The organism is Variovorax gracilis (genome assembly GCF_030317115.1).
GTDB classification, from domain to species: domain Bacteria; phylum Pseudomonadota; class Gammaproteobacteria; order Burkholderiales; family Burkholderiaceae_C; genus Variovorax; species Variovorax gracilis.
This window is the reverse complement of the sequence record NZ_JASZYF010000008.1, coordinates 94,670-120,064: the sequence shown is the minus strand read 5'-3', so window position 1 is coordinate 120,064 and position 25,395 is coordinate 94,670. Positions and strand designations below refer to the sequence as shown.

Annotated in this window: 21 protein-coding genes; 14 read left to right on the top strand and 7 right to left on the bottom strand. The window is 66.9% G+C overall.

Annotated features, from left to right (window positions below):
• The first annotated feature begins 81 nt into the window (after positions 1-81).
• The 4 genes from QTH97_RS17450 to QTH97_RS17435 all read left to right on the top strand — a co-directional run bounded on the left by QTH97_RS17450 (position 82) and on the right by QTH97_RS17435 (position 3,714).
• Positions 82-1,020, top strand: a complete 939-nt coding sequence (locus QTH97_RS17450) for a LysR family transcriptional regulator (protein WP_286569641.1) — start codon at positions 82-84, stop codon at positions 1,018-1,020.
• Positions 1,017-2,522: an FAD-linked oxidase C-terminal domain-containing protein gene (locus QTH97_RS17445; protein WP_286569640.1), complete on the top strand. Its 1,506-nt coding sequence runs from the start codon at positions 1,017-1,019 to the stop codon at positions 2,520-2,522. The genes QTH97_RS17450 and QTH97_RS17445 overlap by 4 nt, the downstream gene beginning before the upstream one ends.
• Positions 2,523-2,636: 114 nt before the next feature.
• Positions 2,637-2,984, top strand: a complete 348-nt coding sequence (locus tag QTH97_RS17440) for a CidA/LrgA family protein (RefSeq protein WP_286569639.1) — start codon at positions 2,637-2,639, stop codon at positions 2,982-2,984.
• Positions 2,985-2,988: 4 nt separating this feature from the next.
• Entirely contained in the window at positions 2,989-3,714 is a 726-nt protein-coding gene (locus tag QTH97_RS17435) for an LrgB family protein (protein WP_286569638.1), read from the top strand.
• A gap of 88 nt (positions 3,715-3,802) precedes the next feature.
• Here QTH97_RS17435 and QTH97_RS17430 read toward each other — a convergent pair whose 3' ends face one another.
• The 3 genes from QTH97_RS17430 to QTH97_RS17420 all read right to left on the bottom strand — a co-directional run bounded on the left by QTH97_RS17430 (position 3,803) and on the right by QTH97_RS17420 (position 9,209).
• Positions 3,803-4,177 (bottom strand): YXWGXW repeat-containing protein, encoded by a 375-nt coding sequence (locus QTH97_RS17430; RefSeq protein ID WP_286569637.1) that lies wholly within the window; start codon positions 4,175-4,177, stop codon positions 3,803-3,805.
• Positions 4,178-4,288: 111 nt separating this feature from the next.
• The gene (locus QTH97_RS17425) at positions 4,289-7,591 is read right to left on the bottom strand and encodes a carboxyl transferase domain-containing protein (protein WP_286569636.1); all 3,303 of its coding nucleotides are present in this window, start codon (positions 7,589-7,591) and stop codon (positions 4,289-4,291) included.
• A 4-nt stretch (positions 7,592-7,595) separates the two neighbouring features.
• Positions 7,596-9,209 carry an AMP-binding protein gene (locus tag QTH97_RS17420; RefSeq protein ID WP_286569635.1) on the bottom strand — a complete coding sequence of 538 codons (1,614 nt, stop codon included), beginning with the start codon at positions 9,207-9,209 and terminating at the stop codon, positions 7,596-7,598.
• Positions 9,210-9,284: 75 nt separating this feature from the next.
• Here QTH97_RS17420 and QTH97_RS17415 point away from each other — a divergent pair, with 75 nt between their 5' ends.
• The 9 genes from QTH97_RS17415 (at position 9,285) to QTH97_RS17375 (ending at position 20,828) form a co-directional block, all read left to right on the top strand.
• On the top strand, positions 9,285-9,977 hold the full coding sequence (locus tag QTH97_RS17415; RefSeq protein WP_444813449.1) for a TetR/AcrR family transcriptional regulator: 693 nt from the start codon (positions 9,285-9,287) through the stop codon (positions 9,975-9,977).
• Positions 9,978-10,025: 48 nt separating this feature from the next.
• Complete coding sequence (locus QTH97_RS17410) at positions 10,026-11,273, top strand: branched-chain amino acid ABC transporter substrate-binding protein (RefSeq protein ID WP_286569632.1); 1,248 nt, start codon at positions 10,026-10,028, stop codon at positions 11,271-11,273.
• 96 nt (positions 11,274-11,369) lie between these two features.
• Positions 11,370-14,588 carry a bifunctional cytochrome P450/NADPH--P450 reductase gene (locus QTH97_RS17405; protein ID WP_444813450.1) on the top strand — a complete coding sequence of 1,073 codons (3,219 nt, stop codon included), beginning with the start codon at positions 11,370-11,372 and terminating at the stop codon, positions 14,586-14,588.
• A gap of 402 nt (positions 14,589-14,990) precedes the next feature.
• The gene (locus tag QTH97_RS17400) at positions 14,991-15,608 is read left to right on the top strand and encodes a CDP-alcohol phosphatidyltransferase family protein (protein ID WP_286569629.1); all 618 of its coding nucleotides are present in this window, start codon (positions 14,991-14,993) and stop codon (positions 15,606-15,608) included.
• Between the two features lie 11 nt (positions 15,609-15,619).
• Positions 15,620-17,380, top strand: coding sequence for a bifunctional alpha/beta hydrolase/class I SAM-dependent methyltransferase (locus QTH97_RS17395; protein ID WP_286569628.1), 1,761 nt, complete (start codon positions 15,620-15,622; stop codon positions 17,378-17,380).
• Complete coding sequence (locus QTH97_RS17390) at positions 17,377-18,711, top strand: phosphatase PAP2/dual specificity phosphatase family protein (RefSeq protein ID WP_286569627.1); 1,335 nt, start codon at positions 17,377-17,379, stop codon at positions 18,709-18,711. The genes QTH97_RS17395 and QTH97_RS17390 overlap by 4 nt, the downstream gene beginning before the upstream one ends.
• Positions 18,708-19,142: a hypothetical protein gene (locus tag QTH97_RS17385; protein ID WP_286569626.1), complete on the top strand. Its 435-nt coding sequence runs from the start codon at positions 18,708-18,710 to the stop codon at positions 19,140-19,142. Before QTH97_RS17390 ends, QTH97_RS17385 begins: the two co-directional genes overlap by 4 nt.
• Before the next feature lie 25 nt (positions 19,143-19,167).
• Positions 19,168-19,878 (top strand): lysophospholipid acyltransferase family protein, encoded by a 711-nt coding sequence (locus QTH97_RS17380; RefSeq protein WP_286569624.1) that lies wholly within the window; start codon positions 19,168-19,170, stop codon positions 19,876-19,878.
• Positions 19,875-20,828, top strand: coding sequence for a phosphatidate cytidylyltransferase (locus tag QTH97_RS17375; protein ID WP_286569623.1), 954 nt, complete (start codon positions 19,875-19,877; stop codon positions 20,826-20,828). Before QTH97_RS17380 ends, QTH97_RS17375 begins: the two co-directional genes overlap by 4 nt.
• 27 nt (positions 20,829-20,855) lie before the next feature.
• Here the strand turns inward: QTH97_RS17375 and QTH97_RS17370 are convergent, their stop codons facing one another.
• The 4 genes from QTH97_RS17370 to QTH97_RS17355 form a co-directional block, all read right to left on the bottom strand.
• Positions 20,856-21,629: an esterase/lipase family protein gene (locus QTH97_RS17370; protein ID WP_286569622.1), complete on the bottom strand. Its 774-nt coding sequence runs from the start codon at positions 21,627-21,629 to the stop codon at positions 20,856-20,858.
• A 68-nt stretch (positions 21,630-21,697) separates the two neighbouring features.
• On the bottom strand, positions 21,698-22,330 hold the full coding sequence (locus QTH97_RS17365) for a TetR/AcrR family transcriptional regulator (protein ID WP_286569621.1): 633 nt from the start codon (positions 22,328-22,330) through the stop codon (positions 21,698-21,700).
• 28 nt (positions 22,331-22,358) lie between these two features.
• Positions 22,359-22,862 carry a phasin family protein gene (locus QTH97_RS17360; protein ID WP_286569620.1) on the bottom strand — a complete coding sequence of 168 codons (504 nt, stop codon included), beginning with the start codon at positions 22,860-22,862 and terminating at the stop codon, positions 22,359-22,361.
• Between the two features lie 55 nt (positions 22,863-22,917).
• The gene (locus QTH97_RS17355) at positions 22,918-23,472 is read right to left on the bottom strand and encodes a hypothetical protein (RefSeq protein ID WP_286569619.1); all 555 of its coding nucleotides are present in this window, start codon (positions 23,470-23,472) and stop codon (positions 22,918-22,920) included.
• 304 nt (positions 23,473-23,776) lie between these two features.
• Here QTH97_RS17355 and QTH97_RS17350 point away from each other — a divergent pair, with 304 nt between their 5' ends.
• Positions 23,777-25,342 (top strand): WS/DGAT/MGAT family O-acyltransferase, encoded by a 1,566-nt coding sequence (locus QTH97_RS17350; protein ID WP_286569618.1) that lies wholly within the window; start codon positions 23,777-23,779, stop codon positions 25,340-25,342.
• Positions 25,343-25,395 lie beyond the last annotated feature (53 nt).

Below are 25,395 nucleotides of genomic sequence, written 5' to 3'. Positions count from 1 at the left end.
GTAAGGGGCGCACCAACGTCCAATGCCGAATCGGTTCGCAGCCATATCATTCTGCGATTGCTCAACCCCAAGGCGCCCGCCATGAATCTTCGGACCCTGCGCTATTTCGTCGCCATCGCGGACGCTGGCGGCTTCACGGCGGCGGCCACGGCGCTGTCCATCGCCCAATCCGCGCTGACCCGCCAGTTGCGCGACCTGGAGGCGGAACTGGGCGTGCAGTTGCTGCAGCGCGGCCCGCGCGGCGTGCGGCTGACGCAGGAAGGCGCGACGCTCTACGAATCCGCGCAGCGCATGCTGGCCGAATCGGCGCGCGTACGCCAACTGCTGACGAGCGGCGATGCGACCTCGGAGTCCACCGTCGTGCTCGGCGTGTCGCCCACGCTCACCCGGGTCCTGCTGCCGGGCGTGTTCGAGCGCTGCCACCACGGCCTGGCCGGCGTCCGGCTGGTCGTGCGCGAGGCGTTCACGCCGCAACTGCTGGAAAGCCTGGAACGCGGACGGATCGACATGGCCGTGGTCACCAACCCCGAGCCCAACCGCACCCTCGCCCATCAGCCGCTGCTGGCCGAACCCTTCGCGCTCATCACACCCGCGGATCGCAACATGCCGCCGGTGGTGCCGCTGGCCACGCTTGCGAAGGTGCCGCTGCTGATGACACGGCTGCATCGCGGCATCGTGGAGCGCACCCTCGCTCCCCTCGGGACACGCCTGAACATCCAGGCCGAGATCGACTCGGTCGATGCCATCCGCGAGCTGGTGCGGCAGGGGCGGTGGGCAACCGTCATGCCGGTGTCGGTCTTCAAGGAACAGCGCATGGACACCGTGCGCCTGTCCGAAGTCTCCGGCGTGCAGTTGCACCGCATGCTGATGCTGGCGACGCGCATCGAACGGGCGCAGAACTCGGCCATCGCCGTGGTCGCCGACGTGGTGCGGGCGGAAGCCGGCAAGCTCGCCGCGGCCGGTGTTTTCAGCTTCGGATCGGCGCCTTCATCGACCAAGGCGTACACAATGGCGGCATGAACACTGAGACGGTGGAACCCCCGGTCGCTTCGCCCGCCCGCACGGAGCTTCGAGCCAGGGTCGTGAGTGCCTTGCGGGCCAGTCTGCCGTCGCATGCGGTGCTGTCCAACGACGAAGACACCACGCCCTACGAATGCGACGGCCTCACCGCCTACCGGCAAAGGCCCCTGGTGGTCGCGCTGCCAGAGGACGAGGCCCAGGTCCAGGCCGTGCTCAAGACCTGCCATTCGCTCGGCGTGCCGGTCGTGGCGCGCGGCGCGGGCACGGGACTGTCCGGCGGCGCGATGCCCAATGCCGTGGGCGTGACGCTCTCGCTCGCCAAGTTCAACCGCATCCTCAAGGTCGACCCGGTCAGCCGCACCGCCGTCGTGCAATGCGGCGTGCGCAATCTCGCGATCAGCGAGGCGGCGGCCCCCTTCGGCCTCTATTACGCGCCCGATCCTTCGAGCCAGATCGCCTGCACCATCGGCGGCAACGTGGCGGAGAACTCGGGCGGCGTGCACTGCCTCAAGTACGGCTTGACGCTGCACAACGTGCTGCGCGTGCGCGGTTTCACGGCCGAGGGCGACCCTGTCGAATTCGGCGGCGAGGCGCTCGACTGCGCCGGGCTCGACCTGCTGGCGCTCGTGATCGGCAGCGAAGGCATGCTGGCAGTGACGACCGAGGTCACCGTCAAGCTCGTGCCCAAGCCGCAGTTGGCGCGCTGCATCATGGCCAGCTTCGACGACGTGCGCAAAGCGGGCGACGCCGTGGCCGCCGTGATCGCCGCCGGCATCATCCCCGCCGGCCTGGAGATGATGGACAAGCCGATGACCGCCGCCGTCGAGGATTTCGTGCGCGCGGGCTACGACCTGGAGGCCGCGGCGATCCTCCTTTGCGAATCCGACGGCACGCCCGAGGAAGTCGAGGAGGAAATCGGCCGCATGACCGACGTCCTGCGCGGCTGCGGAGCGACGGCCATCGCGGTGAGCGAGAACGAGGACGAGCGCCTCAAGTTCTGGAGCGGCCGCAAGAACGCCTTCCCGGCCTCCGGCCGCATCAGCCCCGACTACATGTGCCTGGACTCGACCATCCCGCGCAAGCGCCTGGCCGACATCCTGCTCGCCATCCAGGAGATGGAGAAGAAGTACAACCTGCGCTGCTGCAACGTGTTCCACGCGGGCGATGGCAACCTGCATCCGCTGGTGCTGTTCGATGCCAACGACCCGGACGAACTGCATCGCTGCGAACTCTTCGGTGCGGACATCCTGGAGACCAGCGTCGCCATGGGCGGGACGGTATCGGGCGAGCACGGCGTGGGCGTCGAGAAGCTCAACAGCATGTGCGTTCAGTTCACCGCCGCCGAGAACGAGCAGATGTTCGGCGTCAAGCGCGCCTTCGATCCGGCCGGACTGCTGAACCCCGGCAAGGTCATCCCCACGCTGCAGCGCTGTGCGGAGTACGGCAAGCAAGTGTTCCGCGGCGGACAGGCACAGCCCTTCGCCGATCTCCCCCGCTTCTGAAATGAATACACCCAAACGGAGGTTGCCGCGGAACCGGCTTTGCCGGGCCGCAGGCGACGCCCCCTCGAAGGGGGTGGGCGGCCACACGCAGTGGGCAAGCCTGGGGGTGGGCCAATGAATGGCTTGCGCGGCATGGCCTGGTTGTTGGTGTTCCAGTCGGTAGGGGAGTTGCTTTCACGCGGCTTGTCGCTTCCTTTGCCCGGGCCGGTGCTCGGCATGATGCTGATGCTCGCGGGACTTCGCTTCGAAGTCGTGCGCAAGCCGGTGGCCGAATGCGCGGGCTTTCTGCTGACACATCTCTCGCTGCTCTTCGTGCCGGTCGGCGTCGGCGTCATGACGCACCTCGCGCTGCTGGGTCAGTACGGCGGCCGCATGCTGGTCATCATCGCGCTGTCGACGTGGATCGGACTCGGCGTCACCGCGCTGGTGCTCTACTGGCCCGACCGCAAGCGAGAGGCCTGAGCGCATGCCCCGCTTCGTCGAACTCTGGATCTATCTTTCCGCCACGCCGCTGTTCGGGCTGACCGCCACGCTGGTCGTGTACTTGCTTGCGAACGCGGCATACATGAAGGCCGGCGGCGCGCCGTGGGCCAACCCGGTGCTGTGGTCGGTGGTGGTGCTGGCGAGCGGATTGCTGCTCACGCATGTGGACTACCCGACCTACTTCGCAGGCGCGCAGTTCATCCACTTCCTGTTGGGCCCGGCCGTCGTCGCACTGGCATGGCCGCTGTGGCAGCGTCGTGCCGAGTTGCGCGCGCGCTTCGGGCGGTTGCTGCTTGCTTCGCTGCTCGGCGGCGCTGCCGCGGGCGGGTCGGCCGTGGCGCTCGGCTGGGCGATGGGCCTGCCGCACGACGTCGTCCTGTCGCTCGCGCCCAAGTCGGTGACGGCACCGGTGGCGATGGGCATCGCGGAGAAGATCGGCGGCATCCCGGCGCTCTCGGCCGTGTTCGCGGTGCTCACCGGGATGATCGGCGCGCTCTCGGGCAAGTACCTCTTTGACGCGCTCCGCATCAGCACCAGCGCCCAGGGCTTCGCCGCGCGCGGTTTCGGGCTGGGCACCGCCGCGCACGGCATCGGCGCGGCCCGGGCGCTTCATGTCGATGCCGATGCCGGCGCCTATGCCGGTCTCGCGCTGGGAATGCAGGTGGTGCTCGCGGCCTTGCTGATGCCGCTGGTGTTCAAGCTCTTCTGAGCCGATCCTTTCAGCACAGATAAAAAAAGCCGGCCCATGCATTCCGCATGGCCGGCTTTTCGCTCAGCCTGAAGGCCGGTCACCCGCCTCAGCTTCGCGAGGGATTGTTCGGCTTGCGGTCATACCGGTTCGGCACGCCGTCACGGTCGTTGTCCCAGCGCCCGGCCTGGTATTCCCAGTGGCCACCGCGCTCCTGCCATTGCGGCGCGCGGTACGCATAGCCCTCCCTTGCACGCATCCAGTTGCCGCGATTCCAGACATAGCGGCCGTGGTTCCACTCATAGTGGCCGGGAGCCCAGACATAACCCGGACGCGGCGGGGGCACGCGCTCATAGCGTGCCGGCGGCGGCGCCACGCGGACCGAGACCACGGCCTGCGCCTGTGCCGCGGTCGGCACCATCACGGCGCCCAGCGACAACAGGGAAGCGGCGCCCATCGCGAAAGAGATTGCGAGTTTTTTCATGGGTAACTCCTTTGAGTTGTTGGAAGCTTCATCCTCCCTGCCCCATGTGAACTGCCTGTAAGCCGCGAGCGAAGTGTTGTGTAGAGCTGTGTCGACCCTTCTTGCAGCGTCCTACCAGGTGTCGACGTACGCCGTGGCCGGCCGCTGGGCCACTGCGGCCGAAGCGAGCCCTCGCACCAGCCACGCCCGCGTGTCGGCCGGATCGATCACCGCGTCGATCTCCAGCGTCTGCGCCATGTGGATCGCCTCGCCGTTGGCGTACTGCTGCGCGACCAGCTTCTTGAACAGCGCGTCGCGCTCGGCGCCCTCGGCCGCGGCTTCGAGCTCCTTGCGGAAGCCGAGACGCACCGCGCCTTCGAGTCCCATCGCGCCGAACTCGCCCGTGGGCCACGCCACGGTGAACACCGGCGCATCGAAGCCGCCCGCCGTCATCGCCTGCGCGCCGAGCCCGTAGCCCTTGCGCAGCACCACGGCAAAGTACGGCACCCGCAAGTGCGATGCGACCATGAACATGCGGCACACATGGCGCACCTGCGCCTGCGCCTCGATCTCGGGGCCGACCATGAAGCCCGGCGTGTCGCACAGCGACACCAGCGGCAGTCCATGCGCGTTGCAAAGCTGCATGAAGCGCGCGGCCTTGTCGGCGGCCTCCACGTCGATCGCGCCGCCGAGATGGTGCGGGTTGTTCGCGAGGAGCCCCACTGGCTTGCCTTCGATTCGCGCCAGCGCCGTCACGATGCCGGCGCCGAAGCCGGCGCGCAGTTCGAGCATCGATCCCGTGTCGACGACGCCCCGCATCGCGGCGCGCACGTCATAGACGCGCAACCGGTTTTCCGGCACCGCATGACGCAACGCTCGCTGATCAGCGCATTCCCAATCGCTCGTCGGCCCCTGGAAGTACGAGATGTATTGCTTGGCGGCGGCGACGGCGTGCGCCTCGTCCTTCACGAGGATGTCGATCACGCCATTGCGCGACTGAACGCTGCTGGGCCCGATCTGCTCCGGTGCGAAGGTGCCGAGGCCGCCGCCTTCGATCATCGCGGGGCCGCTCATGCCGATGTTGCTCGACTCCGTCGCGATGATCACGTCGGCGCATCCCAGCAGCGCCGCATTGCCCGCGAAGCAGCGCCCGTGCACGATGCCCACCACCGGCACCTTGCCCGACAGTGCCGCGAACTGGCTGAAGGTGTGGTTGTTCAGCCCGGCGACGATCGGCATGTCGGTATCGCCGGGGCGGCCGCCACCGCCTTCGGCGAACAGCACCACCGGCAATTGCAACTGGTGCGCGATGCCGAGCATGCGGTCGGTCTTGTGATGGTTGCGCATGCCCTGCGTGCCCGCGAGCACGGTGTAGTCGTAGGACATGACCACGCAGCGCGACTTCTCGGGGCCGAACTGCTTCGCGTTGATGCTGCCGATGCCGGTCACCATGCCGTCGGCCGGCGTGTTGGCGATCAGGTCCTCCAACGTGCGGCGGCGCGTCTGCGCCGCGATCGCGAGCGCGCCGTACTCGGTGAAGTTGCCGGGGTCGTCGGCCAACTCGCACAAGTCGGCGATGTTGGCGCGCGCGGTGCGGCCTCCCTGCGCTCGGCGCTTTGCCACCGCGGCCGCCCGGTTCGCGTCGAGCGTCGGTGCGTGGCGGTCGATCACCTTCTGCAGGTCGGGGCGGATCTCGTCGAGGTCGCGTTCCGCAAGCGCTTCCGCTTCGACCGCGTGGGCGTCCACCGCTTCGAGCTTGACCAGCGACTGCCCTTCGACCAGATAGTCGCCGGGCTGCGAGAGCAAGGCGACGACGCGGCCCGCAAGCGGTGCGTGCAGAAGGTGCTCCATCTTCATTGCTTCGAGCACGCCGAGTTGCGCCCCGGCCGGCACGATGTCGCCGACATCCACTTCGAGCTGTACCAGCTTGGCGGGCATCGGCGCCTTCACGACGAGGCCGTCATCGTCATCCTGCGACGGCGCCGCCACTTCGCTTCTGGACACGGCAGGCCGCGCGGCCTTCATGGCCGCATCACCGATGTGCGCGGCAGCCGCCAGCAGATCTGCCAGATGCGCCTCCACGAAGCGCGTGTGCACCGCCTGCGTCTCGAATTCGGGCCGCGTGCCGATCGCGCGCAGCAATGCCAGGTTGGTCGCGATGCCGTCGATGTGGCACTCCTCCAGCGCGCGCAGCGATCGCCGCACCACGTCCGCGAAGCGCGGCGACGATGAGTGAACGATCAGCTTGGCCAGCAGCGTGTCGTAGTGCGGCGAGGGCGCCAGGCCCGCATAGCCGTGCGAATCGACGCGGACACCCGGACCAGCCGGCAGATCGAAGCGCGCCAGCGTGCCGCCCGAAGGCCGCGCGTTGCCTTGCACATCGAGCGTCTCGGCATTGATGCGCCACTGCACCGCGAAGCCACGCTGCGCCGCCGTGCGCTGGGTGTCGATGCCCAGGTCCGCCAGAGTCTGGCCGTTCGCCACGCCGACCTGCAACTGGACCAGGTCGAGCCCCGTGACCGCTTCCGTCACCGTGTGCTCGACCTGCAAGCGCGGATTGGCCTCGATGAACACGTAGGGCAGCTTCGTCGAATGTTCATCGACCAGGAATTCGAAGGTACCCAGGCTCTGGTAGCCCACGGCCTTCGCCATGCGCAGTGCAGCCTGCGTGACCTGCTCCCGCAGCGCTTCGGGCAACGAAGGGCTCGGCGCAATCTCGACCAGTTTCTGGAAGCGCCGCTGCAGCGTGCACTCGCGCTCGCCGAGGCTCGCCACCGCATGGCCGTCGCCCAGCACCTGCACTTCGATGTGCCGCGCATTGCGCATCAGGCGTTCGACATAGACGCCTTCGACACCGAAGGCCGCCTTGGCTTCGGACATGCAGCGTGCGTGCGCTTCCGGCAGGTCGGCCGCATTCAGCACCGCCCGCATGCCGCGTCCGCCGCCGCCGCCAATGGCCTTGACCATCACGCCGGCGCCCTCGGCCTGCTGAGCCGAGAAGAACGCCTGCGCCTCGGCCAGGGTCACCGCACCGGCGCTGCCCGGCATCACCGGCACATCGCACTGCTCGGCCAGCGCGCGAGCGCGCGCCTTGTCGCCGAACAGCACCAGCTGTTGCGGCGTCGGGCCGATGAATCGCAACCCCGCATCCGCGCAGGCCTGCGCGAAGTCGGCACGCTCGCTCAGGAAGCCATAGCCGGGGTGCACCGCATCGCATCCGTGATCGCGTGCGACGGCAATCAGCGCTGCCATGTCGAGATAGGCCGAAGGGCCCGTTGCGCCCAGCGCCACGGCCGTGTCGGCCAGTTGCACATGCAGTGCGGCGGCATCGTCCTTCGCATGGACGGCGACGCTCGCGATGCCGAGATCGCGCAGCGCGCGCACCAGCCGCACGGCGATCTCGCCGCGATTGGCAATCAGGACCTTCTTCATCATCCGTTCAATCCTTCAAAAGGCGGCGCAGCACCTTGCCGGCGCCGGTGGTGGGCAGTGCATCGATGAAGCGCACCGCGCGCGGCGCCTTGTAGCTGGCCATGTTCTCGCGCGACCAGGCGATCAATGCGTCCGCACCGAGCTCGGTGCCCGGCTTCTTCACGATGAAGGCCTTGACCACTTCGCCCTTGTCCGCATCGGGCTGCGCGATGACCGCGGCCTGCGCCACGGCGGGATGCTTGATGAGGATGGTCTCGACCTCCTCGGGGAACACGCTGTAGCCCGACACCTTGATCATTTCCTTGAAGCGGCCGATGAAGGTGAGGTAACCATCCGCATCGAGCTTGCCCATGTCGCCGGTGTGCACCCATCCGTTGCGAAGCGTTGCGGCAGTGGCCTCGGGCTTGTTCCAGTAGCCCTTGAAGGACCCCGCGCTCGTGAGCACGATCTCGCCGACCTCGCCCACCGGCCTTTGTTCGCCAGTGTCGGTGTCGATGATGCGGATCGTCACGCCCGGCACCGCGATGCCCTGCGTGCCCCAGCGCGGCGCGTGATGCGGCGTGTAGGTGTCGCAGGTGTGCGTTTCGCTGAGGCCATAGGCGGCTTCGAAGGAACTGCAGTTGTTCGCGAAGCCGCGCCATTGCTGCGCGAGCGGCTCCGTGAAGGTGATTCCGAAGCTGGTGACGGGGTTCATGCGCAGGCTCGACAGGTCGAAGCCCGCAATGCCTTCCACCTGCATGCAGGCCACGTTCATCGGCGCGATGCTGTACCACCAGCTCACCCTGTAGCGATCGATCGCCTGCAACGCGGCGCGCGGCTCGAAGCGATGCAGAAGCACCGAGGTCGCACCCGTGAACACCGGCACATTGACGCCCATCAGCATGCCGGCGATGTGATAGAGCGGCGCGATCGACAACAGCACGTCGCTGCCGGTCACACCATTGCAATCGGCGGCGGCGCGCGTCTTGAAGAGCGCATTGCCGTAGCTCAGCATCGCGCCCTTGGGCAGACCGGTGGTGCCGGAGGTGTAGGTCATCAGCGCGACGTCGTCGAGGGAGACTTCGACGGGCGTCGGGCGCTTGCCGCTCTTCATCACGGCCAGGAAATCCTCGCAATCCGACGGCACGTTGCGCGCTTCGCGCTGCGCGGCAGCGAGGTCGGCTGGCAGGTCGATCGTCGTCGTCGCCGGCAGCAGGTCGGCGTAGTGCACGACGAACACGTGTTCGAGCGCGCTCGCCGCGCGGACCTTGTCGACCACCGGCATCAGCGACGAGGCCGCGACGATCACGCGTGCCTTCAGGTCGTTGACCTGGTAGGCCAGCTCGTGCTCCTTGTTGAGCGGACCGCTCGGGCACACGATGGCGCCGATCTTCTGGATGCCATAGTGCGCCGCCAGGTACTGCGGGCAGTTGTTGAGGAAAAGCACCACCGGATCGCCCTTGCGCACGCCGATGGCCTGCAGCCTCGCAGCGAAGGCATCGCTGGCGGCGTCCAGCTCGGTGTAGCTGAAGGCTTGTCCGTACCAGATGCAGGCCGGGTGGTCGCCCCGCTCGCGCGCATGCGTGCGCAGGTACTCGTGCAGCGCTTGCTGCGGGCGGTCGGGAAGCTGGGTTGTCTCCATGGCGTCACTCTCACAGGGTTATCGATAGGGCTTGGCCGCTTGCCATCGCCGCATGGTGCACCAACAATCCTACCCATGGGTATAACTTCGGCGACACCGCACAAACCCTCTGGGCACGGCGATACGCACTCCATGAGAACCGATCTGCCTCAAGGCACGGGTCGCCAGCGCGCCGCCACCGCCGGCACCGACGTACAGCGCGAGCGCATCCTGCAGGCCGCGGCGCAGCTCTTCGCGGCGCAGGGCTATGCCAACACGACGATGGCGCAGATCGTGCGCGCGCTCGATGCGACCAAGCCTTTCGTCTACTACTACTTCCGCGACAAGCAGGAGATCTTCGAGACCCTGTCGTGGCGGCCTGCGGTCGACTGCTTCACCGCCATGGACTTCGCGGCCGGCGACACGCGCCCCGCGGTGGAGAAGGTCAAGGAAGGCATCGAGCGGCTGATCCGCGCGACAGTGGCGCACCATCCCTGCGCCTTCTTCGCCTACAAGGAGCCGCAGGTCTATCGTCCCGAGTACCTCGACGCGCAGAAGAAGCTCGCGCATCACTTCTACGACCAGCTCTTTCCGCTGCTCGAAGAAGCACGGCGCGATGGCGACCTGGACTTCGGCGAAACCAAGATCACGGCCTTTGCCGCCCTGAGCCTGCCGGGCTTCCTCTACAGCTGGTATCGGCCCGACGGCCGCCTCTCGCCCGACGAAGTGGCGGCCGAGCTGTCACGCCTGGCTTGGCGCGTGCTGGGCCTGCGCGAGCGCAATCGCTGAGCACGGCCCTTCCCTCGTCCCATCCCTCACCCCTTACGGAGACAGTCCATGAAGTTCCCCAGCCTGCTCGCGCCCATCGCGGCCGCCGCCCTTCTCACGGCCGGTGCCGCCCACGCCCAGCAGACCTACAAGATCGCCTACATCGACCCGCTCTCCGGCCCCTTCGCGAACGTGGGCGAGCTGATGCTCACGCACACGCAGTACGCCATCGAGGACATCAACGCCAAGGGCGGCGTGCTCGGTGGCACCAAGCTCCAGTTGCTGCAGTTCGACAGCAAGCTCTCGGCGCAGGAGAGCCAGAGCGCGCTGCAGGCAGCCATCGACCAGGGGGCGCGCGCCATCGTCACGGGCGGTTCGGGCTCCTCGGTGGTGAGTGCGCTGGTGCAGGCCGTCAACCGCTGGAACCAGCGGAACCCCGGCAAGGAGCTGCTGGTGCTGAACCACTCGTCGATCGACCCGGAACTCACGGGCAAGTCGTGCAGCTTCTGGCACTTCCAGACCGACGCCAACACGGCGATGAAGATGAAGGCGCTCGCCAACTACATCAAGAAGACGCCGGAGGTGAAGAAGGTCTACCTGCTGAACCAGGACTACGCCCATGGCAAGCAATGGGCCAGCTATGGCCGGCAACTGGTCGGCCTCGCTCGGCCCGACATCCAGTTCGTCGGCGAGACACTGCACCCGATCGGCAAGGTGAAGGACTTCGCTCCCTACCTCGCTAACGTCAAGCAGTCGGGCGCCGACTCGGTCATCACCGGCAACTGGGGCCAGGACATGACCCTGCTGCTGAAGGCCGCAGGCGATGCGGGCTACAACCTGCGCTACTTCAACCACAGCGCGGGCTCGGTCCCGGGCACGGTGCTCGCCGTGTCGCAGGCCAGGATCGGCCAGTTGACCTGGGTCGCCGAATGGCATCCTGGCCAGGCCGACTCGCCCAAGGTCGATGCCCTCGCGAAGAGCTACAAGGCCAAGACAGGCAAGGATTTCCTCGCGCCGCGCATCGAGATGACGCCGCGCCTGCTGGCCGCCGCCATCAACAAGGCCGGCAGCACGGACACGCCCAAGGTGGCCCTCGCACTCGAGGACCTGAGCTTCGACTCCGTGGTCGGCCCGGTCCGCATGCGCGCCGAAGACCATCAACTGCTGCTGCCGCAGGTGGTCAACACCATTGCGCCGGTCGACGGCAAGACGGTGAAGGTCGGCTGGGAAGGCACGAACTACGGCTTCCGCACCGACGCGATCTACAGCGGCAACGAACTCGCGCAAGGCACGGACTGCAAGATGCCACGTCCCTGATAAGGGAATACCCCGGCCTGCCGCCCCCCTCTGCCGTCGAGATACTGCGGGACCCGCACCCGCGGTCCGCAATCGGCACGAGCAAAGGGCATGACCATGGCAGGCAAGAACGCGCTGTATCCGATTCCGCATCCGGCGAAGAAGCCTTTCGTCGGCAACATCCTGTCGATCGGGTCCGACTCGCCGGTGCTGGACATGTGGCGGATTGCCCAGGACCTGGGCGCCATCTACTGGCTCGACATGCCGGGGATGCCGGTGATCGTGGTGTCGTCCGCCGCGCTGGCCGATGAGCTCTGCGACGAGAAGCGATTCGACAAGAGCACCAAGGGCACGCTGCGCCGGCTGCGGGCGCTGTCGCACGGCCTCTTCACCTCGGACACCCACGAGTCGACCTGGTCGAAGCCGCACAACATCCTGCTGGCCAACTTCAGCCAGCGCGCGATGCAGGCCTACCACCCGATGATGCTGGACATCGCGGAGCAGCTGGCGACCAAGTGGGAGCGGCTGAACTTCGACGAGGAGATCGACGTGGTGCGCGACATGACGGCGCTCACGCTCGACACCATCGGCCTGTGCGGCTTCGGCTATCGCTTCAATTCCTTCTACCGGGAAGGCTTCCATCCCTTCGTGGATGCGATGGTGCGCACGCTGGAGACGGTGCAGAACCGCCGCGGCATTCCGCTGGAAGAGTTCATGCTCAAGAAGGAGCTGGCCCAGCAGCGCAAGGACGTGCGCTACATGCACAAGATGGTGGAGGACATCGTGCGCGAGCGGCGCGAGAGCGGCGCCGACATCGCGACCAAGCCCGACCTGCTGAGCTACATGATCGCCGGCGTCGACAAGAAGACCGGCGAACGGCTGGACGACCGGCAGATCCGCGACGAGTGCATCGAATTCCTGATCGCCGGGCATGAGACGACGAGCGGGCTGCTGTCATTCGCCATCTACTTCCTGCTGAACAACCCCGAAGCCATGGCCAAGGCGCAGGCCGAGGTCGACCACGTGTTCGGGCCCGACCCCTCGGTGAAGCCGACCTATGCGCAGGTCAACCGGCTGACCTATGTGCTGCAGGTGCTGAAGGAATCGCTGCGCATGTTCCCGACCGCGCCTGCGATCGCCCTGGCCGCGAAGGAGGACACGACGATCGGCGGGCAGTACACGATCAAGCGGCGGAACATGGTGATCCTTCATGCGCTCGCATTGCATCGCGACAAGGCGGTGTGGGGCGAGGATGCGGACCGGTTCAACCCCGATCATTTCAGCCGCGAGGCCGAGCGGGAGCGGCCGGTGAATGCCTTCAAGCCTTTCGGCAACGGGCAGCGTGCGTGCATCGGGCGACAGTTCGCGCTGCAGGAAGCGGTGCTGACGCTGGGGATGATCCTGCAGCGCTTCACGCTGGTCGATCACACGGCCTACCAGCTCAAGATCAAGGAAGCGCTGACGATCAAGCCGGAGGGTTTCAGGATCAAGGCGGTGCTGCGGGACCCGGCGACACGCGCGCGCAGCGAAGGCGTGGTGCAAGCCGTGCAGGCCACTGCCGAGAAGCCGTCGGCGGCCAGGCCGCATGCGGCGCGCCACGGCACTTCGCTGCTGGTGCTGCAGGGCTCGAATCTCGGCACGGCGGAGGACCTGGCGCGCCAGCTGGCCGAGGCCGGCGAAATGCGCGGCTTCTCGACCCAGCTTGCCTCGCTCGACGACTATGCGGAGCGCCTGCCTGCCAACGGCGCGGTCGCGATCGTCTGCGCGTCGTACAACGGCGCGGCGCCCGACAACGCGGCGGAGTTCCATCGCTGGCTCGACAAGGCCGACGATTCGCTCAATGGCGTGCGCTTCACCGTCTTCGGCTGCGGCAATACCGATTGGGCGTCGACCTATCAATCGGTGCCGCGCCGCATCGACGAGCGTCTGGCCGCGCTCGGCGCAACACGCGTGCATCCGCGTGGCGAGGGCGATGCGCGCGAGGACATGGACGGCGCCTTCCAGGACTGGAGCGATGCGCTGTGGCCGACGCTGGTCACGGCCTTCGACCTCAAGATGGGCGCGGACACGCCCGCGCAAAGCGAGCCGCTTTACACGCTGGAAGAGCTGCCGCCGCCGCAGAAGAACGCGCTCGTCGACGCGCTCGGTGCCGTGCCAATGCGCGTGATCGAGAACCGCGAGCTGCAGGGCGCGAGCAGCGACGCCGGTGAAGCGCGATCGACGCGCCATGTCGAGTTGCAGTTGCCCGAAGGCGTGAGCTATCGCGCCGGTGACCATTTGAGCGTGGTGCCGCGCAACGGTCCGGCGCAGGTGGAGCGCGCCATGGCGCGATTCGGCTTCGATCGCAATGCGCATGTGCGGCTTCATGCGGTGCCGGGGCGCAAGGCGGCGTTGCCGGTGGACGAGGTGATCGCGGTCGATCGCCTCCTGGGTGACTATGTGGAGTTGCAGGACGTGGCCACGCGCAAGCAGATCGCGCAGCTCGCGGCGCACACGGAGTGCCCTTTCACCAAGCCGAAGCTGGTGGCGCTGTCGGGCGCGGACGAGAGTTCGGCGCAGCTCTACAAGAGCGAGGTGCTGCAGAAGCGCAAGTCGGTGCTCGATCTGCTGGAGGAATTTCCTGCTTGCCAGATTCCGTTCGCGCAGTTCCTCGAAATGCTGTCGCCGCTCACGCCGCGCTACTACTCCATCTCTTCTTCACCGAAGGTCAATGAGGGACGCTGCAGCGTCACGGTGGGCGTGGTCGCAGGTCCGGCGCGTTCGGGCCTTGGTCGGTTCGAGGGTGTGTGCTCCAACTTCCTTTCGCGCACCCAGGCCGGGGAAATGGTGCACGGCGTGGTGCGGGAAACCACGGCGGAGGGCTTCCGCCTGCCGGACGATCCGGCGCGCCCGGTCATCATGGTGGGGCCGGGCACGGGCCTCGCGCCCTTCCGCGGCTTTCTGCAGGAACGCGCCGCGATGATCGCCAACGGCACGACACCGGGCGATGCCATGCTCTTCTTCGGATGCCGGCATCCGGAGCAGGATTTCATCTACGCCGACGAACTCAAGGACTGGGCGGGGAGCGGCGTGACGCAACTCCACACGGCGTTCTCGCGCGCGGGCGAGCGCAAGGTGTATGTGCAGGATCTGATTCGCGAGCAGGCGGCGCGCGTCTGGCGTCTTCTCGATGACGGCGCGATCGTCTATGTGTGCGGGGATGGGTCGCGCATGGAGCCCGATGTGCGGCGTGCACTCTCGGATATCGCGCGGGAGCATGGGCAGGATGGGGCGGCCTGGATGGACGGGATGATTTCTCGGAAGCGGTATGTGTTGGATGTTTGGGCGGGGGCTTAGGGGCGGACGATTCGACCACAGCGTCTCGTGTCGTCGGCCGGCACAAGGTACACCGCCCGACGACGCCGCGCCGAAACGAGAAAATCCCGATGCAATGAGCCCAGGCAGGATGGCCTGCGCTCCCTCGAAATGCGGGCAATGAACGGCACTCATCCAACGCAAGGGCCCGGCTTCTATGAAGGCCTCTCCACGGACGAACGCGAGCTGCCAGATTCAGATTGATCCGATTTCGCCGCGACCCGTAACTTCTAAGATTCCCTCCCACGGTTGTCAGCGCCGATAGAGGCGCTTCGGCTCCCGCCCAACGCGGCGGTTCCTCGATGTCGGCAACCCTCCTTTTTCGCCATCCATGAACCCTGCAGGCGGTCTCGCCCCAGAGTAAAGATCCCCGGGAGTCGCGCTATGTCGATCTATGAGCTGAAACCGCGATTTCAGGCGCTGCTGCGGCCCTTGGTTGTGCATCTGCATGGTCTCGGCGTCACCGCCAATCAGGTGACCGTCACAGCCTGTGCGATCTCGGTCGCTCTGGGTTTGTGGCTCTTCTTTTCAGTGCCATCGACCGTCTTCTTTGCCCTGATCCCTCTCTGGATGTTCCTGCGAATGGCTTTCAATGCCATCGACGGCATGCTCGCCCGAGAACACAACCAGCAAACTGCGCTCGGCGCCTTTCTCAACGAACTGGCGGATGTGCTGTCCGATGCAGCGCTCTATCTGCCCTTCGCGCTGATCGCTCCCTTCAGCCCTTTCTGGATCGGTCTGATCATCGTGCTCGCGGGTATGAGCGAGTTCGCCGGGGCGCTCGGCATGACCGTCGGCGCCTCACGCCGGTACGACGGCCCGCTCGGCAAGACCGATCGGGCCTTCCTGTTCGGCGCGCTCGGCTTGTATGTCGCGCTCGGCTGGCCGCTACCGGACTGGGCCGCCTGCCTTATGCCCCTCATGGCATCGCTGGTCGCCTGGACCATCGTGAACCGCACTCGACACGCCTTGGCCGAAGACGGCCCCAAGCCCCACCGCTGACACAGGACCCCATGACCAACTCCCGCAGCCCGCTCGAACATCACTTCGAAACGCATGACGATGTGAAGCTCTTCTATCGTCATTGGCCAGTGACCGGGCCGGTGCGTCGCGGCGCCGTGGTGCTGTTCCATCGCGGCCACGAGCACGGCGCTCGTATGGCGCACCTGGTCGATGAACTCGACCTTCCGGATTTCGACTTCTTCGCCTGGGATGCGCGCGGCCATGGAAAGTCGCCCGGGCGGCGCGGATACAGCCCGAGCTTCGCGACCTCGGTGCGCGACGTGCAGACCTTTGTCGGCCACATCAACCAGGCGCACGGCGTGCCTGCCTCCGACATCCATCTGATCGCGCAAAGTGTCGGCGCGGTTCTAGTCGCGACCTGGGCCCACGACTACGCGCCCCAGGTGCGCGGGCTCACGCTGGCGTCGCCCGCCTTCAAGGTCAAGCTCTACGTGCCCTTTGCGCGGGCCGGGCTTGCGCTGATGCACCGCCTCAGAGGTCTCTTCTTCGTGAACAGCTACGTCAAGGCCAAATTCCTCACTCACGACCCCGAGCGCATCGCGAGCTACGAAAGCGATCCGCTGATCTCACGACCGATTGCCGTCAACATCCTGCTGGGCCTGTACGAGGCGGCCGACCGCGTGGTGAAGGATTCCAACGCGATCACCCTACCGGTGCAGCTTCTGGTCTCCGGCGCCGACTGGGTCGTGCATCACAAGCCCCAGCATCGGTTTTTCGATCGGCTCGGCAGTTCGGTAAAGGAGAAGCTGGAACTGCCGGGCTTCTTCCACGACACCCTCGGCGAGAAGGATCGCGCAACGGCGGTCCGCGCCACCCGGGCGTTCATCCAGCGCCTGTTCGCGGAGCAGCCGCAAGCTGTCGACCTGCGCGACGCCCACGTGCACGGCGAAACGGCCGACGAATCGCGCGCGCTGGCGAAACCGCTGCCGATACTCTCGCCGCGTGGGGCGTACTGGGCGGCAACGCGTGCAGGGCTGCGCGTGGGCCGCCTGCTGTCGCGGGGCGTGAAGCTGGGGCATGCGACGGGCTTCGACTCCGGGAGCACGCTCGACTACGTCTATCGGAACCAGCCGCAGGGCGCGGGACCGATGGGACGGTCGATCGACAAGACCTACCTCAGCTCGATTGGCTGGCGCGGCATCCGCCAACGCAAGCTCCACATCGAAGAACTGCTGCGCGAAGCGATGCAGCGCCTCGCAGACGCGCGGTGCGATGTGCACGTGATGGACATCGCCGCCGGCCATGGCCGCTATGTGCTCGACGCTGTGCTCGCCAGCCCGATCAAGCCCGCGTCCATCCTGCTGCGCGACTACAGTGACATCAACGTGCGTGACGGCCACGCGCTCATCGCCGAGAAAGGCTTGCAGGACATCGCCCGCTTCGTGCTGGCCGACGCTTTCGATCGCAGCAGTCTGGCAACCGTCGCGCCCCGACCGACGCTGGCCGTGGTGTCTGGCCTCTACGAGCTGTTCCCCGACAACGAGATGGTGAGCCGGTCGCTGGCCGGCATCGGCGACGCGACGGAAGAAGGAGGCTATCTCGTCTACACCGGCCAGCCGTGGCACCCGCAGCTCGAGATGATTGCGCGCGCACTCACCAGCCATCGCCAGGGCGAGGCCTGGGTGATGCGCCGCCGAACACAGGCCGAGATGGACCAACTGGTCGAGGCAGCCGGCTTCAGGAAGCTCACTCAGCGCATCGACGAGTGGGGCATCTTCACTGTCTCGCTGGCGCAGCGCATCAAGCCATGATGCAAGGTGGCGCGAAGAAGCGACCCTGGAAGCGCGCCGTCGCATGGCTCGCGCTGCTCGGGCCACTGTTCTATGCGACCTACGGCTTCGCCAACTGGTGGGCCTCGACGCGCGCGCACGTCCCCTCGATGGTTTTCGACTGGGAACGCGGCATGCCCTTCTGGGCCTGGACGATCTTTCCCTACTGGACCCTCAACGCGTTCTATGCGCTGTCGCTCTTCCTGGCGCGCGACCGACATGCGCTCGACCGCCATGTGGCGCGCCTGCTGACCGCGCAGGTGGTGGCTGTCGCCTGCTTCGTCGCGTGGCCGCTGCGCTCCAGCTTCGACCAGCCGGCCGTCGGGGGCGCACCGGCCTTGCTGTTCGATGCGCTGCGCGCCTTCGACCAGCCGTTCAACCAGGCGCCCTCGCTGCACATCGCATTGGCGGTGATTCTGTGGGACTGGTATCGGCGCCTGGTGCGCGCGCGGTGGTCTCGCGCCGTACTGCATGCCTGGACTTTGGCCATCTGCGGGTCCGTGCTCACGACCTGGCAGCATCACTTCATCGACATCCCGACAGGGACACTGCTGGGCCTGGTTTGCGTCTGGCTTTGGCCACTCGAACGCGTGGTAACGCTGCCGCGTTGCTGGAAGCTGGCGCGCGATCCGCAGCGTTGGAAGCTCGCCGGGGGCTATGCAGCAGGCGGAGTGCTCTGCTTCACGTTGGCACTCGGCATGGGCGGCGCGATGCTCTGGCTTTGCTGGCCGGCCTTGTCGCTCGTGCTCGTGGCGCTCAACTATGCGGGCTTGGGCGCGCGCGGCTTCCGTATGGATTGCCGCGGCCGCATGCATTGGGCCGCCCGCTGGCTCTTCGCGCCCTACCGCTTGGGCGCCGCGCTGAATGCGCGGCTGTGGACGCGCAGCCTACCGGCCTCCGTGGAAGTCGCGCCTGGCCTTCGGCTCGGCCGCCGGCCGACGCGCGCCGAGTGGCAAGCTGCCGGCGAGCCCGCGCTCCTGAGCCTCTGCGCTGAACTGCAATTGCCAAACGTGCCGGGCGCTCGCTGTGTGCCGATGCTTGACCTCACGGTGCCGAGCCCCCTGCAACTGCAACGGGCCGTCAACGCCATCGACGCGCGGCGGGAGGCCGGCCAGACCGTATGGGTCTGCTGCGCGCTCGGCTTCTCGCGCAGCGCGGCCTCGGTGATCGGCTGGCTTGGCCTGCACGGCACGGCACGCACCATGGGCGCGGCCCATGAGTCTGTGCGTCGCGCTCGTCCGCAGATCGTGCTGCGAACCGACTGGCTCGCCACTCTCGATCGACTGGCCTTGCCACGACACAGCGAATCATGAACGACAACGATCGCGCCTTGTGCGCCGCGGCGGCCGGGGTCTTGCGCGGCTGCGGCGCCGTCGCGGCCTGGGGCCTCGCGCTTACATCCATCGCTGGGTTGGTGCTGGCGCTCACGGGGCGTTCGCTGTCTTTGAGCGCATGGATCGCCTATGCCGCCGTCGGCGTTGCAGGGCTGGCCGAGCGCTACTTCGGACTGCGGCTGAGGCTCGACACCGCGCTCTTCGAAGGCTTGGCGCGAGGCACCATCGGCTCGTTCGCCGCGCTGGATGGTGCGCTGCAAGGACTCGGTCTTCGCCGCACCGCCGATACGCCGCGACCCATCGCCGATCGAATCGCCGGCACCCGTCAACTGATGCAGAAGCACGGCATCCTGGTGACGCTGCAGACCGCATTGTTTGCCGTGGCCCTCGCCATGCAGGACTGGCGCTGAGCGCCATGCACCCCAAGGATTCCCAATGAGTTCTTCATCCCCAACCTGCGCACGCAGACTGGCCGCAGCCTTTGCGGCGCGGCTGATCGCCGTCTTCGCCAAGCTGTTGACCGGAGTGCGCGGAATCTGGTCGGGCACCACGCCGAAGGCCGATCAGACCCTCTACTTTGCCAACCATACGAGTCACGGCGACTTCGTCCTCCTGTGGACCACGCTGCCGCCGGAGCTGCGTGCGCTGACACGTCCCGTGGCCGGACAGGACTACTGGGAGATCTCGGCGATGCGCCGCTTCATCGGGCGGGATGTGTTCAACGCGTTGATGATCCGCCGCAGCGGCATCGCCACGTCCGGCAGCGACGCGAGCGCCAACCCTGTCGACCAGATGACGGAGGCCCTTCGATCGGGCGACTCGCTCATCATGTTTCCCGAAGGCACGCGCAACATCGGGGAAGACGTCCTGCTGCCGCTCAAGAGCGGTCTGTACCACCTCGCACTCGCCTGTCCGCAAGTGCGGCTGGTGCCCGTATGGATCGAGAACCTCGACCGCGTCTTGCCCAAGGGCACGCTGGTGCCGATTCCGCTCGCCTGCACCGTGCGCTACGGCAAGCCGATCATGCGAACGGACGGCGAGGACAAGGCGGCCTTCATGGCCCGGGCGCGCGCCGCGATGCTCGATCTGCGCCCCGAATACGACCGCGCCGACGATGAGAGCGCAGCCATCCGCGACACACCATGAATCCGTCCTCCTCCACCCACACCACGCTCATGCTCTTTGGCGGCGTCGCAGTCGTCTTGGTCCTCGCTTCGGCGATCGGCGCGTTGCTCAAGTGGCGCGTCGCCCAGGGTCAGGCGCATTCGGTGATCGACAACCTCAACTCGCGCGTGAACGCGTGGTGGGTGATGGTCGCGGTGATCGGCGTTGCCTTCGCTTTCGGCGCGGGCGGTGTCATCGTGCTGTTCTACCTGATCTCGTTCTACGCGCTGCGCGAATTCATGAGCCTCGCTTACACGCGGCGCGGCGATCATCACGCGATGGCGGCGGCCTTCTTCATCGTGCTGCCGGTGCAGTACTTCCTGATCTGGATCGAGTGGTACAGCCTCTACGTGATCTTCATCCCCGTCTATGCGTTCCTGGTTCTGCCTATCCTGGCTGCCATGGGGGGCGACACCAAGCGCTTCCTGGAGCGCACGTCCAAGGTCCAGTGGGGCCTGATGGTTTGCGTGTTTTGCATCGGCCACGTGCCGGCGCTGCTGACGCTGCAGATTCGGGGCTTCGAAGGGCGGAACCTGTTGTTGATCGCCTTCCTGGTGATCGTGGTGCAGGGCAGCGACGTGCTGCAGTATGTGTGGGGCAAGCTGCTCGGCCGGCGCAAGGTGGCACCTGAGCTGTCACCCTCGAAGACCTGGGAGGGCCTGGTCGGCGGCGTCGCGAGCGCGACGGCGCTGGGCGCTGCGCTCTACTGGGCCACGCCGTTCAGCCCTTGGCAAGCAGCGCTAATGGCGCTCGCGATCTGCCTGATGGGCTTCTTCGGTGGCCTCGTGATGTCGGCCATCAAGCGCGATCGCGGCGTGAAGGATTGGGGCACCATGATTGAAGGCCACGGTGGGATGCTCGATCGGCTCGACTCGGTAGTCTTCGCCGCGCCGGTCTACTTTCATGCGCTGCGCTATTGGTGGGTGCCGTGACGCCACCGCTCACACGAGGAAAGCTATTCAGTGCGCCCGAGCAGGATCCGGATAAACCAACGGCCCGAACGTCCCGCGATCAAACGGCTTCCACTGCCCCTCAGCCTGAGCCAGCCGATCCGCCAGCGCATACAGCACGGCCGGATGCGCCCCAAGCCCCAGGTGACTCGCCACGACCTCGATGTTCTCCGACTGCGGGCCCGCCTCCTCCACACTGCAGCGCCACGCCACCACGCCATCGCTGCGGCTGAAGATCGAAGTCGTCGGCACCGAAGGCGTCGGCCGTACGTGCTCCATGCGCCGCGGGTCCTCCGCACTCAGACCGCTCACGCCTTCGTACACACGCCATGCATTCGTGGCGCGCGCGCTGCCGGCGAACGGGCTGCCCAGCGTGACCACGCTGCGCACCAGCTCGGGCCGGGTCGACGCCAGAAGGCGCGCGTACACGCCGCCGAGGCTCCATCCAACGATGCTCACCTTGCGTCCGCTCTTCTCGTGCAAGGCTTCGAGCTTGTGCAACATGCCCGCCTCCACGCCCTCGCGGGGACCGAGATTGCGCCCCAGGCCCCAGCCGTGCGCGTCGTAGCCGCGGCTCTTGAGATAGCGGCGCAGCAGCTTGGTCGACAGATCGCTCGCCACCAGCCCCGGCAGCACCAGCACCGAATGGCCATCGCCGCGCGGCGCCAGTTGCAGCAGCGGCCACAAGGCCACGGCAGCCCCGGCCTCCCAGATGGCGCGCGTCTCTGCGAGCAGAAGAAGCCGCGAAGGCGGGGCGATCGGTTTGTGGGCGGCAGTCATCATTGAAAGGTCCTGGTCGTTCTTGGGAATGTGCGGTCGCGAGGTCGAAATGCCGTCGGACATCAACCCATTTATCCGAGGTATTTGCCCCGCAGGTAATCAAGGTAAGCCCTTGATTCGCGCGATACATACGGTGCGATCAGGGTCAGCGTGTAGAAAGCCGCAAAACCCGGGTCCGCCTGCCGCAGCGCGTCGCGCCCCGGCACCAGGCGCTCGAAGGACAGCCAGCAGGTGGTCGTGAAGACCATCTGCAGCGCCAGCATCTGGGCCTCCTCGGCCGTCGCCTCGATGACGCCGGCGGCGACCAGCGTCTCGCACAGCGCCTGCGCGGCCAGCAGGTTCTGCGCGGTCAGCGCCTGGGCACGCTCGCCGAGTTCGGGGTATTCGCTCGAAAGATAGGCCATGTCGCGGTACACGAAGCGGTATGCGTCGATGGCCTCGAAGCGCAGGTGCAGCGCCAGCCACAGGTCGTCGATCGCCCGCACAGTGTCCGACGACCCGTTGAGCAGTTCAAGTCGTTCCTCGAAACGCCTGAAAAGGCGGTCGACGATGAGCTGCTTGGCCTTGAAGTGATAGTGCAGATTGCCGGGGCTGATCTCCAGCTCCGCTGCGATGCGGTGCGTCGACACCGCTGCGAGTCCCTGCGCATTGAACAGCGCCAGGCTGGCCTGCAGGATGCGTTCTCGCGTATTGGAGCTGGCCACGGGCTGGTGCGGGCTCGGTCCGATGGGCTCAGCGCTTGCGTCGGGCGGCTTCGGCCCGCTCGAGGTGTTCCAGCACCTGCCGCATCTGCTCGCGCAGTTCCTTGATTTCCTCCGCGCTCGGCATGCCCAGGCGCTGGAGCGAGGTCGCGACGCGCTGGTCGAACACGTCCTCGAACTTGCGGATGCCGAAAGTGTCGAGGCCGGGGAAGCGTGCAGGCGCGGGCTTGCCGTCGGCCGATGGCTCGGCCTTGCCCATGCCCAGCAGGCTTTCGATCACGTTGGTCTGGCGCTTGACGACGTCGTCGCGCACATTGCCCAAAGCCTGAAGGCCCGCACGCAGCAGGCCCTTGGCGCCGGCCGGCTCCGAGGGAGCGGCCGCCTTCTTGGCGGGTATGGATTCGGGCGCCGGGGCCTTCCTGGCCGCGGCCCGCTTGCGCGGTGCGGCAGCCTTCTTGGCCGGCGCGGCCTTCGTGCTGGCCGGGGCCGCCGACTTCTTCTTCACGCTGACAGTTTCATCGCGGCGAGTCGCCATGCGTTGCTCCAGGAAAACGTTTCAAAAGAAGGCGTGCGGCAGGCCGCCATGGCGATCAGGCCGCCTTGGGCTTCGTCGTGCGAACGGCGCGGCGGGTCGCCGGCTTGGCCTTCGCCTTCACGGCCTTGACCACTTTGGCGGTGGTCGTCGTGCCGGCCACGCGGCTTTCGATCTGCTTGGCGCCTTCGGCGATCTTGTCGGCGATCTTCACCGACACGTTGGCGATCGGCTGGTTCACGCGGCTGAGCGCGTTGATCACCGAGGTGCCCATCGGCGCTTCGACGCGCGAGACGACGTTGGCGACCGATTCGATACCGCTGGTGGCGCCGGTGGCGACGCGGTCCATCAGGTTGACGACGCGGCTGGTGTCGATGTCGAGGCGGTTGGCGAGGAAGCCGGTGACTTTTTCCTGCGCGCCGAGCAGGCGGGCCTTGATGTCTTCGTTCAGCAGCGGCAGTTCGCGCTTGCCGAGGAAGTTGCTGTAGCGCGATGCGGCGCCGCCCAGCAGGCGATGCGCGCCAGCGCGGTAGGCGCTGACCAGGGTCTTGCCTGCGTCGTTGTACTGGCCGACGACGTGGATGGCAGCGGTGGAGATCGTTTGCGTGGACATGATGTTTTCCTGGAAGTTGATGGACCCAAGCCGCCGGGATTCGGTCCCTGCGGCACTCGCGTCATGGTTTCCGACGCGATGGGGTCATCTTCTTCTGAAAGCCCTAGGCGTGAAAAACTAGAACCGTTCGATAGTTAGTCCAACTGCCCCAATTTACCGCCAGGGCGATGCTACGACGAGAGGCGCCCCGTGGCAGGGCCCGCGCCATCGGGGTTACCCGCTATTCCGCCCTGTGGACATTGGGGATCATTTCGCCTCGCGCCGTGCCTGACGCTGCCCGAACAACGCCAAGAGGGAACACCCAATGAAACATCTCAGCGGCCTGGACGCGACTTTCCTGCACACCGAAACGCCCGAGACGCCGATGCATGTCGGCGGCCTTCACGTGCTGGAGCTGCCCAGCGGCTACAAGGGCGACTTCTACGAGGACGTGAAGGCACACGTGCAGAGCCGCATGCATCTGTCCGAGGTTTTCACGCGCAAGCTCGCGCTGATGCCCTTCGAGCTGTCGAACCCCGTATGGGTGGACGACGACGATGTCGACCTCGACTACCACGTGCGGCGCGTCACCCTGCCGCGCCCCGGCAGCAGCCGCCAGCTCGAGCAGTACGTGGCCCGCCTGCATTCGACGCTGCTGGACCGCAGCCGGCCGCTGTGGGAGTTCTTCGTGATCGACGGCCTGCAGGGCGGCCGCGTCGCCTTGTATTCGAAGCTGCACCATGCCGGCATCGATGGGCAGGCCGGCGCGGCCTTCGCCGAGGCGATCATGGACCTGACACCCGAGCCGCGGGTGATCAAGGCCCCGCGACAGATGGCGCGGCGCAACCGCTATCAGCTCGGCGTGGCCGAGCTGGCGGGCGCGGCGCTCACCAACACGCTGCAGCAGTACGTCAAGCTGGTGAAGACCTTTCCCGACATGGCGCGCGCGGTGAAGAGCCTCGTCGTGCCGCAGCCGACCAACCAGGCGGGCAGCCTCTGGAAGCTGCCGAAGAACCTCAACCTGCTCGGCCCGCGGACGCCGCTCAATGTCGCGATCACCAACCAGCGCGCCTACGCCGTGCGCTCCATTCCCCTCGCCGAGGTGAAGCAGATAGGCAAGCGGCTGGGCGCGAGCCTCAACGACGTGGTGCTGGGCCTTTGCGCGGGTGCGTTGCGGCACTACCTCTCCGATCACGGCAAGTTGCCCAGGAAGCCGCTGACCGCCGCCATCCCGGTCACGCTGCGCGAGCCGGGCGACACGACCTCGAACAACCAGGTCTCGATGACCGTCATGACCCTGGCGACCGATGTGGCCGATCCGATCGAGCGCATCAAGGCCATCGCGGAATCGTCGGCCGCCACCAAGTCGCTGATGGGCAGCATCAAGGCCGCCATACCGACGGACTTCCCGTCCTTCGGTGCGCCATGGCTGATGTCGGGGCTGGCCTCGATGTACGGCCGCTCGCGCTTCGCGGACCGGCTGCCGCCCGTGGCGAACGTGGTGATCTCGAACGTGCCGGGCGCGCCGGTGCCGCTCTATTTCGCGGGCGCGAAGCTCCTGACCTACTACCCGGTGTCGATCCCGAGCCACGGCATGGCGCTCAACATGACGGTGCAGAGCTACAACGGTATGCTGGATTTCGGCCTGATCGCCTGCCGGCGCGCGGTGCCTGACGTGGACGACATCGCGGACTACCTGGTCGAGGAACACCGCGCGCTGCTGGCCAAGGTGAAGGCCCTCGATACGCCGGCGACCGCAGCTGAAGGGGTGCCCGCGTCGCCCCCCGCCAAGGCCGCCGCCGCGAGGCCCCGCAAGACCCCTGCCCGGAAGACTGCATCGAGGAAGACCGTGGCGCGCAAGCCTGCCGCTCGCAAGACTGCAACCGCCTGAGCGACGCCCGAGGCTCCGGCCGCGATGCGACTGGCCTCTTGTCATGTGCATGC